This window comes from Acinetobacter lwoffii (genome assembly GCF_022967985.1).
Classification (GTDB): domain Bacteria; phylum Pseudomonadota; class Gammaproteobacteria; order Pseudomonadales; family Moraxellaceae; genus Acinetobacter.
The window spans coordinates 1-12,233 of the sequence record NZ_JALJVC010000013.1; the positions used below are offsets into that span (position 1 = coordinate 1).

Annotated in this window: 11 protein-coding genes; 10 read left to right on the forward strand and 1 reads right to left on the reverse strand. The window is 40.8% G+C overall.

The genetic code is table 11. The annotated features are described in order from the left end of the window. Window positions 1-164 precede the first annotated feature (164 nt). From MWG72_RS08990 to hisC, 7 genes are all read left to right on the forward strand, one after another. Window positions 165-1,616, forward strand: a complete 1,452-nt coding sequence (locus MWG72_RS08990) for an RNA polymerase factor sigma-54 (protein ID WP_247143832.1) — start codon at window positions 165-167, stop codon at window positions 1,614-1,616. A gap of 185 nt (window positions 1,617-1,801) precedes the next feature. After that, window positions 1,802-2,134, forward strand: coding sequence for a ribosome hibernation-promoting factor, HPF/YfiA family (hpf, locus tag MWG72_RS08995; RefSeq protein ID WP_004730744.1), 333 nt, complete (start codon window positions 1,802-1,804; stop codon window positions 2,132-2,134). 133 nt (window positions 2,135-2,267) lie between these two features. After that, window positions 2,268-2,519 carry a BolA family iron metabolism protein IbaG gene (gene ibaG, locus MWG72_RS09000; RefSeq protein WP_004730742.1) on the forward strand — a complete coding sequence of 84 codons (252 nt, stop codon included), beginning with the start codon at window positions 2,268-2,270 and terminating at the stop codon, window positions 2,517-2,519. Window positions 2,520-2,526: 7 nt separating this feature from the next. After that, window positions 2,527-3,783, forward strand: coding sequence for a UDP-N-acetylglucosamine 1-carboxyvinyltransferase (murA, locus tag MWG72_RS09005; RefSeq protein WP_168730682.1), 1,257 nt, complete (start codon window positions 2,527-2,529; stop codon window positions 3,781-3,783). Beyond that, window positions 3,783-4,484, forward strand: a complete 702-nt coding sequence (gene hisG / locus MWG72_RS09010) for an ATP phosphoribosyltransferase (protein WP_004730740.1) — start codon at window positions 3,783-3,785, stop codon at window positions 4,482-4,484. The genes murA and hisG overlap by 1 nt, the downstream gene beginning before the upstream one ends. Before the next feature lie 185 nt (window positions 4,485-4,669). After that, window positions 4,670-5,974, forward strand: coding sequence for a histidinol dehydrogenase (hisD, locus tag MWG72_RS09015; RefSeq protein WP_247143834.1), 1,305 nt, complete (start codon window positions 4,670-4,672; stop codon window positions 5,972-5,974). Between the two features lie 148 nt (window positions 5,975-6,122). Next, window positions 6,123-7,211 (forward strand): histidinol-phosphate transaminase, encoded by a 1,089-nt coding sequence (gene hisC, locus MWG72_RS09020; RefSeq protein WP_247143836.1) that lies wholly within the window; start codon window positions 6,123-6,125, stop codon window positions 7,209-7,211. A 117-nt stretch (window positions 7,212-7,328) separates the two neighbouring features. On the opposite strand, the gene MWG72_RS09025 is transcribed toward hisC, so the two are convergent. Then, window positions 7,329-8,660: an anthranilate synthase component I family protein gene (locus MWG72_RS09025; protein ID WP_247143837.1), complete on the reverse strand. Its 1,332-nt coding sequence runs from the start codon at window positions 8,658-8,660 to the stop codon at window positions 7,329-7,331. A gap of 259 nt (window positions 8,661-8,919) precedes the next feature. Here MWG72_RS09025 and filA point away from each other — a divergent pair, with 259 nt between their 5' ends. From filA to filC, 3 genes are all read left to right on the forward strand, one after another. Then, window positions 8,920-9,969, forward strand: a complete 1,050-nt coding sequence (gene filA, locus MWG72_RS09030; RefSeq protein WP_180038487.1) for a putative pilus system protein FilA — start codon at window positions 8,920-8,922, stop codon at window positions 9,967-9,969. A 187-nt stretch (window positions 9,970-10,156) separates the two neighbouring features. Further along, window positions 10,157-10,990: a putative pilus system C39 family peptidase FilB gene (gene filB, locus MWG72_RS09035; RefSeq protein WP_247143838.1), complete on the forward strand. Its 834-nt coding sequence runs from the start codon at window positions 10,157-10,159 to the stop codon at window positions 10,988-10,990. 34 nt (window positions 10,991-11,024) lie between these two features. Beyond that, window positions 11,025-12,230, forward strand: a complete 1,206-nt coding sequence (gene filC, locus MWG72_RS09040; RefSeq protein WP_247143839.1) for a putative pilus system protein FilC — start codon at window positions 11,025-11,027, stop codon at window positions 12,228-12,230. The last annotated feature ends 3 nt before the right edge of the window (window positions 12,231-12,233 follow it).

A 12,233-nucleotide genomic window follows, 5' to 3' on the forward strand; every position in this document is an offset into this window, starting at 1 on the left:
GGGTGTTTTTTTATGCGAAAAATTAAGTATTTAAAAATTATTAGTCGCGAAAGACTAGAAATTTAAAATCCGATTTGTATGTTTTTTGGTAAATCTGTGTTATAAAAAATAAAACGGCATAAAAATTGCTTATAAAACGGGATTTTCTATTAAGGGGGGTAACAATGAGATTATCAGTGGGCATAAAAATTGCGAACTCGCTGTCATTAACTCCACAATTACAGCAAGCAATTCGGCTATTACAACTTTCAAGTCTGGAATTGGAGCAAGAAGTTCAGTTGCAACTTGATAGTAATCCTCTATTAGAAAAAGTTGAAGAGCAAATTACCCTTGAAAGCTTATCTACAATTGAATCAAATAATGAAAATCACGATCTAACCAATGAACTTAATGCCGATCATCTTCCTGATGACTTACCTGTAGATACCGATTGGGATGATGTCTATACCCATCAACCTACAAGTCTGGGGGCAGCCGAGTTCGAAGAGCGTGAAGATAATCGTCAAGGACATCAGAGCCTGCAAGAATATATGCTAGAACAAATTAATCTGTTGAATTTTTCACAGGTTGATAAATTAATCGCTTATTGCATCGTGGATTCTTTAGACGACAAAGGTTTTTTAGATGCAGAGTTAAGTGAAATTACTGTATCAGTACAACATTTACTCTCTTCTATGGGGTCTGAAGAAGAAATTGAAGATGATGAGGTTGCCGTTGTATTAAAGCATATTCAACGTTTGGATCCGGTGGGGGTAGGTTCTAGAAGCTTGGCAGAATGCCTATTGGTTCAACTTGATAATTTACCTGCGTCAACGCCTTGCCGAAATGATGCGATCAAACTTCTGCAACATTATGAATTGTTGATTACCAATGAGCTTCCTAAGCTGATCAAACAGACTGGACTTAATCCGGAGCAGTTGCGCTGTGCTGTAGATTTGCTAAAAACATTAAAACCGCACCCGGGGCTGGAATTTGAAAACAAGGAATCTGATTATCAGGTGCCAGATGTCGTAGTGATGAAAAAGAATAACTGCTGGCAAGTCAATTTGAACTCGGATGTACTGCCAAAGTTACGCGTCAATTCTTTTTATGCCAAAATGATTCGTCGTGCAGATCAAAGTGATGATAATCAGTACCTGCGTAATCAGATGCTTGAAGCGAAGAACTTCATTAAAAGTATCGATGAGCGGCATAAAACATTATTAAAAGTCGCGACTTGTATTGTGGAACATCAAAAAATGTTCTTGGAAATTGGGGCAGAAGGCATGAAACCTTTGGTTTTAAGAGATATTGCTGAAGAAGTCGAATTGCATGAATCTACAGTTTCTCGCGTAACCACCAATAAATATATGCTGACCCCACGTGGATTGTTCGAGTTGAAATATTTCTTCTCGAGTCATGTCGGGACTACTTCAGGTGGTGAAGCATCTTCTACTGCTATCCGCGCCAAAATCAAAAAACTGATTTCCGAAGAAAATGCCCGTAAGCCTCTGTCTGATAATGCAATTGCCAATATGTTAAAAGATGAGGGCATTGATGTGGCACGACGTACGGTGGCGAAATATCGTGAATCGTTACATATTCCTTCATCTTCTGAGCGAAAAGTCTTGATCTAAAATTTGAAATCTGGCTATTCTAGAGATTCATTATGACAGCATAATGAATCTTTTTTTCTTTTGAGGAGCAGTAAAAATGATTTGAGTCAGGACTTAAAATACGGATATTTTATTTATAAGTTGCTGTATTTAAATTATTTTATATTGTGACTCTTCTAATCCTAACGAAGGTGAGGGATAGAACTATGCAAATAACAATTCGTGGACATCATTTATCGATTACGCCAGCTATTGAAGAAAGTATAAAAACCAAGTTTTCACAGATGACGAAGCACCTGGATCAGGTGAATAGTATGCAAGTGAAACTCTCGAAAGATCATCAAATTGATAAACGCTCTAGAAAGGGCAGTAGTAATCATATCGCAGAGGCTATTATTCGATTACCGGGCATTGAATTTTTTGCTCACGCCACCGCAGATGATATGTATACCTCAATTAAAATATTAACCGAAAAACTTAAACGGCAGATTGATCGATACCGGGAAATGCATTTACAGCAGCATCCTTTAGCCCTATAAAGGACAAATGATGAAAAAGAGGTTTTAAAAGCCTCTTTTTTTTATATATATAATGTATGGATCCATGAATTATTTTTGCTATTTATAGTAAAATGGCTCGTTTTACACCCTTAGTCCTATAAGAGGTCTTGTGATGAATAATGAACAGCTCGCTGAAATTTTAGAAGCCGCTTTTCCAGAGGCGGATGTTGCTGTGAGTGGTCAGGGCGGAAAATTTGATCTCCGTATTGTGGATGATCAATTTGAAGGTAAGCGTCCAGTTGCACGCCAACAAGCTGTTTATGCTCCTCTCAATGCCCATATTGCCAGTGGTGCAGTTCACGCAGTAACGATTCGCGCGATGACAAAAGAAGAATGGCGCAAAGCAAGCTTATTTGGAGCTTAATCATTTAATGGATAAATTTTTAATTCAGGGCGGTATCAAGCTCGAAGGTGAAGTGCGCATTTCTGGTGCAAAGAACGCAGCACTTCCATTATTGGCAGCAATGATTCTTGCTGATACCCCGATTACGCTCAGAAATGTTCCTAATTTAAAAGATGTCAATACGCTGGTGAAGCTGATTGCTGGTCTTGGGATCACCATGACTTATGAAGGCGATACAGTTATTGCTGATACGTCTACATTAGATAACCAGTTCGCACCGTATGAGCTCGTAAAAACTATGCGCGCTTCTATTTTGGTGCTTGGGCCTTTGTTGGCGCGCTACGGTAGTGCAAAAGTGTCTTTGCCAGGCGGTTGTGCGATTGGCTCCCGTCCTGTCGATCAGCATTTGAAAGCTTTAGAAGCTTTAGGTGCCGAGATTGAAGTCGAAGCTGGTTATGTACATGCCAAAGTCGATGGTCGCCTGAAAGGTGGCGAAGTCGTTTTTGATATGGTGACTGTAGGTGGAACAGAAAATATTCTGATGGCTGCCGTGTTGGCCGATGGTGTGACCACGATTCGCAATGCAGCACGTGAACCTGAGATCACTGATCTTGCGCAAATGCTGATCAAGATGGGTGCCAAGATTGAAGGTCTAGATACCGATACTTTAATTGTGACCGGTGTCGAACGTCTGCATGGCTGTGAATATGCGGTTGTTGCTGACCGGATTGAAACCGGTTCATATCTGGCAGCAGCAGCGATCACTGGCGGTCGTATCAAAACCACGCATACTGATCCGTCCCTGATGGAAGCGGTGCTGGACAAGTTTGAAGAAATGGGTGCAGAAGTGACCCGTGGTGACGACTGGATTGAACTGGATATGCTGGGTAAACGTCCGAAAGCTGTCAGCTTCCAAACCTTACCACATCCAGAATTTCCAACCGATATGCAAGCCCAGATTATGGCTGTGAATGCCATTGCTCAAGGCTTTGCGACAATTTCTGAAACGATTTTTGAAAACCGTTTCATGCATGTTCCTGAATTGGCACGTATGGGTGCCAATATTCAGGTAGAAGGTAATGATGCTGTGGTAACGGGTGTAGAAAAACTTTCTGCCGCACCCGTAATGGCAACAGATTTACGTGCTTCGTTCTCTTTGGTGCTGGCAGCACTTGCCGCTGAAGGTGAAACGCTGATTGACCGCATTTATCATATTGACCGCGGTTATGAAGATGTAGAAGCAAAGTTACAAAGTTTAGGTGCCCAAATTAAGCGAGTAAATTAATGAGCGATATGAGAAACGATGATCCAAACTTTGACGTAATGGGCAATTTTGATCATGGTTTAACTTTGGCATTAAGTAAGGGGCGTATCTTAAAAGAGACTTTACCTTTGCTAGAAACAGCAGGGATTAATCTTTTAGAAGATCCTGATAAATCTCGTAAATTGATTTTCCCGACCACGCATAAACAGGTTCGTATTCTAATTTTACGTGCTTCAGATGTACCGACTTATGTTGAAAATGGTGCAGCCGATATTGGCGTGGCCGGTAAAGATGTATTGATGGAACATGGTGCACAAAATGTCTATGAACCATTGGACCTGAAAATTGCGGTATGTAAATTGATGACCGCCGGTAAGGTGGGGATGCTACGTCCTAAAGGTCGCTTAAAAATTGCGACCAAGTACGTGAATTTGACCCGTCAATACTATGCCAGCCTGGGTGAGCAAGTGGATGTGATCAAGCTGTATGGCTCCATGGAACTTGCACCATTAGTTGGTCTGGGCGATTACATCGTCGATGTCGTAGATACAGGCAATACCTTGCGTGCCAATGGTTTAGAGCCACTTGAAGAAATCTGCAAAGTGTCTTCGCGTTTAATCGTGAATAAAGCCAGCTTCAAGCGTAAGCAAGCGTTGTTAAATCCGATTCTGGCACAGCTTGAAAAAGCTGTGGAAGAACGTGAAAAGGCCAAACAAGCTTAAATTTGTTGCATAAAAATACCGTCCTCTTAGGGCGGTTTTTTATTCGATTGAACATAAATACGATGTAAATTCTTTCATCAATTTTACCAAAAGTTATTTCCAATAAAACTCATAGGGCTAGAGCACTATAGCTGCCGACAAAAGTCTGGAAAACAGGTAAACTAAAGCCTTCGAATTCAAACCTGATGGGTAAATTGATGCGACGTTTATCGACCCAAGATCAAAACTTCAAGCAAGTATTTGCTGACTTGTTGGCTTTTGAAACTGTTAATGATCCTGAACTTTTAAAAACTGTAGATCAAATTATTGCTGATGTTCGTCAGCATGGTGATGCTCAAGTTCTTAAACTCACTCAACAGTTCGATCGACATCCGGCACATCAATTTTCAGATTTAGAGTTAAGCCAAGAGCAACTACAAGCTGCCTTTGAGGGCTTAACAACTGAAGTGCGCGAAGCTTTGGAGCTTGCTGCAGTACGCGTGCGTGAGTTTCATCAGGTACAAAAACAGGACGGCTGGACCTATGTCGATGCTTTGGGGAATACGCTCGGTCAGAAAGTGACCCCATTGGGTCGTGTCGGGATTTATGTACCGGGTGGTCTGGCGTCTTATCCATCTTCAGTATTGATGAATGCGGTGCCTGCACATGTCGCAGGTGTACCGGAAATTATTATGGTGGTGCCTGCGCCGAATGGTGATTTAAACCCATTGGTACTGGCGGCTGCATATCTGGCAGGTGTGACGCGTGTCTTTACCATTGGTGGTGCACAAGCAGTTGCGGCCTTGGCTTATGGTACCGAAACTGTCCCAGCAGTAGATAAAATTACCGGCCCAGGTAACCGTTTTGTTGCTGCGGCGAAACGTGCGGTATTTGGTCAGGTCGGCATCGACATGATTGCAGGGCCTTCTGAAATTTTGGTATATGCCGAAGGCCAAAATAATGCTGAATGGCTGGCGATGGATTTACTTTCGCAAGCTGAGCATGACACTGTGGCACAAGCCATTTTCATCACACCAGATGAACAGTTGCTAAATGCCGTTGAACAGGCAATAGAAATGCATCTGGCAACATTGCCAAAGGCAGAAATTGCCCGTACTTCGATTGCCAATCGTGGTGCTTTGGTGCTCGTAAAAGACCGTCAGGAAGCATCGGATTTGATTAATCAGGTGGCACCTGAGCATTTGATGTTATGTTTAGATGATGCAGAAGCAATGTCTGATAGCATTCGTCATGCAGGTGCAATCTTTATGGGTCGTTATACGCCTGAAGCCATTGGTGATTACTGTGCCGGGCCAAACCATGTCTTGCCAACTTCAGGTACTGCGCGCTTTTCATCGCCACTTGGTGTCTATGATTTCCAGAAGCGTTCAAGTTTGATCATGTGCTCACAAGAAGGTGTAAAAACTTTAGCAAAAACTGCGGATATCTTGGCGCAACAAGAGAACTTGGATGCACATGCACAGTCAGCACGTTATCGTTATCAATCATAAATAGCATTACAACCTCTCCCTGACCCTCTCCTAAAAGGAGAGGAGAATTTAAACCACAAAAATCTTGTGTCTTTAGTAATGAAAATTCCTCTCTTGCGCCATATATGGCTCAGGGAGAGGTTAGGAGAGGGTTTAAAGAGAATACAAAATGAATATCACAACAGAACAAATGCGTTTTTGGAGTCCTGAAGTACGTGAATTAAAACCGTATACTCCAGGCGAACAACCAAAAATCCAGAATATTTTAAAACTTAATACTAATGAAAATCCGTATCCACCTTCACCCAAAGTGGTAGAAGCGGTTCAAAAGGTACTTGCGAATTCGGCAGATGTTTTGCGTTTGTATCCAGACCCTGATGCATCAGAGTTGAAACAGGCGATCGCTAAACAACAAAATGTACCTGTTGAAACCGTCTTTGTTGGCAATGGCTCAGATGAAGTCTTGGCGCATATTTTTAAAGCATTTTTTGTTCAAGAAAAACCTGTACTTTATCCAGATATTACCTATAGTTTCTATCCAGTTTATAGTCAGTTTTTTGGCGTCAAAACCAAAATCTTGCCATTAAATGATGACTTTGAAATTGTTGTGGATGACTATAAACAGGCTAATGGCGGCATTATTATTACTAATCCTAATGCGCCGACCAGTATTGATCTAGGTTTGGCTGCGATTGAAGAAATTCTGCAAGCCAATCCGGATTCAGTGGTGGTGATTGATGAAGCCTATGTGGATTTTGGTGCTGAATCAGCAGTTAAGCTGGTTGAGAAATATGAAAACTTAGTCGTATGTCAAACCACATCGAAGTCACGTTCTCTTGCAGGTCTGCGAGTAGGTTTCGCGATTGCCCAGCCACATTTGATTGTAGCACTTGAAGCAGTCAAAAATAGCTTTAACTCCTATCCGATGGACCGTTTTGCAATTGCAGCAGCGGTCGCATCATTTGAAGATCAAACCTACTTTGAAGCACAAAATCAGAAAGTCATTGCTAGCCGTGAAAAGTTAGTTTCCCAATTAAATGGGCTTGGTTTTAAAGTTTTACCATCGAGTGCTAACTTTATTTTTGCCTCATTGCCATCTAAGGATGCAGGCGAACTTGCAAGTGAGTTGCGTGAACGTGGCATTATCGTACGTTATTTTAACAAGCCACGTATTAACCAGTTCTTAAGAATTACTATTGGCACAGATGAGCAAAATCAGCGTTTAGTCGACACGCTAAAAAATGAGATTTTAGCTTAATCTCCTATAAAAGAAGGATTTTCTTAGTTTTATTGAATTAGAGGATTCCCTCCTTTACTAAAGGAGGGTGAGGGTGGATTTGTAGAAAAAAGCGAATCAAATGATTCGCTTTTTTATTTATTCAGGCTGATACCACGTATTCAATAGATTCAGCATCGCTGAAACTTTATCAAAGCATTCCTGATATTCCGCATCACAATCCGAAGAAATGGTAATACCACCACCCGCCCATAAAGAAACATCTTCTTGATATTTTTGGATGGAACGAATCAGAATATTCCAGGAACCGGTACCATCAAAATTAAAATAACCCATTGATCCACAATAAGCCCCACGTGCTGCACCTTCCAATTCAGCGATAATCTGCATGGCACGAATTTTAGGTGCACCCGTAATTGAGCCACCTGGTAGGGCTGACATTAACACCTCGAAAGGATTGATATCTGCTTTTAAGGTCGCTTCAACTTCGCTCACCATATGATGCACTTGATTAAAACTTTCGATATTAAATAATTTGGGTGTTTTAACCGAGCCTGTTTCCGCATAAATACTTAAATCATTACGTAATAAATCCACAATCATGACATTTTCTGCTTGATCTTTTTCCGATGCTTTTAAGATTTGTTTAGATTGTTCATCCAGCACGGGATCTGTATAGCGTGGCATGGTGCCTTTAATTGGTTTAGTGATAATTTTCCGATTTTTTTCAAAGTCAATAAATAACTCGGGTGAGCAACTGAGTAATTCAAAATCACCAATACGCAAATAACCCGCATAGGGGGCTTCGGTTAATGCCCAGAATGCTTGGGCAGTGGCTAAGAGGGAGCCTTGGGCACGACCTTTAAACTCTTGGGTCAGATTAATCTGATAGCAGTCACCTGCAACAATATAGTCCTGAATTTTCTGAAAAGCCTGAGTATAGACAGATTTAGTCCAGCGTGAGGTACAAGGATTTTTTAAATGAAATGTCGAGTGAATTTTATCTTGATTAAGTAAGTTCTGAATATGATTGTAAAGCTGTTCTGCTTGTGGATCATCACTATAGAACATCCAGCCATCAGGGGTTGGTTTAATGTAGGAAGGAAATTGACCAATAAATAAACTAGGTTGAGGGCGATCTGAATACTGAATATATTGTTGAGCCGCATAATCGTAGCCGATAAAACCGACATAACCTCCACGAAAGCCATTCTCTTGAGGAGTTTTTAATGCATCGATTGCTAAATTAAACTCAGATGGTCTGGGCTGATAGTGTTCAATCCCTGTTCTTTTAAAAGACTGAATTTGTGATGTCTGGGCAATAAAATATTCTTGAGCGCAGCAGGCAATAAAAGGCTGACCATTATTATTTAAATACACCAGATGATCCAATGTCTTCAATGCGGATAATAGATCTGCAACCAGACGAGATTCAAACTTTAAGGGACGATGATAGAGAGCTTCGGTCATTCAGTTATGGAGAGTTCGATATGACTTACTATTTTATATCAAGAAGCCAGGAAAATATTTTTAAATCATGAAATACCGTTTATCGGTAAGCGACAGATTGCGACCAACAACAGTTGATCAAAATTTGACTCGACGCTAATTTAAGTGGGCTAGCAAATTACTCAAGGAAAGATGCTTAAGCTGTCAGAAAATAAAAAATACAGCCTAAACACTGAGTAATTCACAACCAAAAAAAATAGTACTCTTGGGAGAGTAAACAATGAAAAAATTTACAAAATTAGTTTTAGCGACTTCAGTTGCATTTAGTGCCAATGCGATGGCGATGCAAGCAATGGATGATGCATCTCTAAGCGAAACAACGGGTCAAGACGGTTTGACAATTGGTATTGGCATCTCGAAAATTGCTATTGAAAAATTATTTATCCATGATAACGACGGTTTAGCGCCAAAAGGTGTTGCAAATGAGGCGGGTTTCGGAGGTACTTCTACAGCAGGTGCGATCGTAATCCGTGGTAAGACTGATACAGCACCTGATGCTGCTGCTCTTGCTGATCCTACTACTGCAACGCATGGTGTAGTAATCGGTGCCAATTATGACAATAATGGTGCCTATTTACTTGCATCCCGTAACCTTGCTGACTTGGTAATTGATTCGGATGCTGGTGCTGGTAATCCTTTCATTAATGTTGCTGCACAAGTATCGGGTCTAGATATCAAAGTTGGCCGAATTGGTGTAACTGCATCTGGTACAGATGATCCGGATTCGATTCGTCGAGGTGGTGCCGGTGTTGTAAACGACATCATTAGTGGTTTTGACGTTAAAACTGGTGTGATAAATGCCAATATTCAACTGGGTGCTGCTCCACAAGGCGCTATGATCAAGATGAATAGTGTAATGGTAGGTGGTCTAGAAATTAAAAACCTAGGTATTTTAGATAACTCGTCTAAAAATAAAGCAGTGGGGCTTGTAGGTACGACTCCAGTGACTACACGTGAAGCCGGTGAGATTTTTGTTGAAAGTATCAAAATTGCAGATGCGGATTCTAATAATTTAACCATTAGTCAGAATATTTCTGTATATAACGATGCTTATGTAGGTACTACAGCTCAGTTAGGTAAGGCAGCGCATGTTCGTATTGTAAGTAATGATACTGGGGCGAAAGACCAATACATTAAAGGTATTCATTTAGGTAACCGTGAAGCAAGATCATCAATTGGTGATATGGAAGTTCAAGGTTTACAAACTTTCTACTCTCAAGCTCAAGGTAGTTATACTAAAGGCGCAATTATTACCATTTCGGGTCACTAATCTTTATTTTAAAAAAGCGCGTGTTTACACGCGCTTTTTTATGACTATCTCACTTATCTAAAAAATAAAAAAAATACTGTATTTTTTTGAAAAAGCAGGTATCTTTCTAGTTACAGGGAAGTAGAGTGAATGCTCTATAAAAAGAAAAATAGGCACATCATGCCCATTATAAGAAAAGTTAATAATTATGTTAGAGATCGCGTTGGGCTCGGCGTTGATGTATTACGCTGCCAAAGAAGCTCTGGATATCAAAAAACAGTCGAATGGGGCTGTTCACTATACTGAAGTTCTTGATTCAAGAAATGACTCTTTTGTGCGTATGCACCGTGAAACTGTAGAAGTAAAACCGGCACTTCTAGATCAGTTTCAGGGCATTGTACGTCAAGCTTATGATTATAGTTGTGGTTCAGCAGCACTTACGACCCTCCTCAATGGTTATGTCGGTACGCAGCTGGATGAGCAGCAAGTCATGAGTGGGCTAATGAAATTCGGTGAAACAGATAAAATTGTTGAACGCCGTAGTTTTTCTCTGCTTGATATGAAGCGCTTTGTTTCAGCCTTAGGGTTGGAAAGTGGAGGCTATCGAGGAGAGTTCAAAGATTTAGTCAATCAAGATCAGCCTGCCATTGTTCCGATTTCTTATGCGGGATTTAAGCATTTTGTAGTTTATAAAGGTTATAAAAATGGCCGGGTTTATGTTGCAGATCCGGCACTTGGTAATATCAGTTTTGAGGAACGGCGTTTTCAGGATATTTGGGAAAATAACACTTTGTTCCTGATTAATGTACCTGAACAATATCGCAAAAATTTTCTAGCATTAAAAGAATCAGATATGCGCCATGTAGAAGATGCTACGATCAATCGCTATGCCTTGGTTGACATGCAGTATCCACAATTTTATATGGACAAAATTGCTGATAAAGCTTCTACGATCCGTATGGACCGTAATCGTAATACAGAGTCAGAACAATTTGGGGAATATCAACATAACTTCCTGAGACTGTATTACAAGAATAAATAAAACGAAAAACAGTAATAAAAATTAAAATGGTGAAATGGATATGAACAGTAAATGGATGAACAAGACGTTCTTGGCACTGAGCATTCAAATGGTAATGGGCGTTGCATTTGCTGCAGAAGAACCAGCACTAGGTGAATACGAAACAGTTAATGAAGAAGTTGTCGTTGAAACTGCTGCATCTGTACCCGATCAAACTAGGCAAGTCGAAACGCAGGCTGCAGAAGAGTCAGAACTAGGTGAATATGAAGCGGTTGAAGAGGCTGTCGTGGAAACAGCAGCACCTGTAGAGACTCAGGCTAACCAAGTAGTAGATGCATCTCAAGCTTTACAGCAACAAGAAGGAGATGCTACTCAAGCAGCTAACCTGGAAGAAGTGTTTACGTCAAATGAACGCCAATACTCTCTGATAAAACAAGGCGAAATTTCATCATATTACGATATTGATTATACCTATTATCGAGACACCCAACTTGATATAGAAATGGCACAGGGCCAATTGTATCAACTACGTGTTCAAGAAAATGCAACACATAGTATGACTAATACTTTCACTTTCCAATATGGCGTGAAAGATAACCTGACCTTGACTGCATCCCTACCTTTAGTGGCTAAAACTGACTTGTTAAAAGATACGTCTACGGCAGGCTTGGGTGATATTAGTCTGGGTGCTCGCTGGGAGCCCTTCCCACTAAAAGCAGGTCGTCTGCCTCTGATTTTATTTGGTAATTTATCAACTAAAACCGGTGATAGCCCTTATGAAATTAATGCCGCGACAGATCTGGCAGCAGGAAAGGGCTATTACTCTGCTGGAGTGGGTGCTAGTACACGTAAATACATTGACCCAGTTGTATTGTTTGCATCGGTTTCTGCGAACTATGGTTTTAAAGAATCGGGCCTGAATCAGCGTCGAGGTAGCCGGATTATTGAGGAGTTTGAACCTGGTGTTAGTGGAGGCTTTGCCTTTGGTTTCGCATATTCATTTAACTATGATGTTTCGATGACCATGTCCTATCAGCAAAGCTTTAATACTGGTGCGGAATTTAACTATAACACTGGTGAAAGTTATTCTGCTGCAGATCAGACCAGTTCTACCTTTGCAATTTCCTTAGGGGTGCGAGTTTCTCCAGAAACAATTGTTAATGGTACCGTTGGCCTAGGGCTGACCGAAGATGCACCGGATGTTTCGTTGGGACTGTCATTCCCACTTGATATTTTAGGTTTTGGTAAAAAAATTAGTTAATAG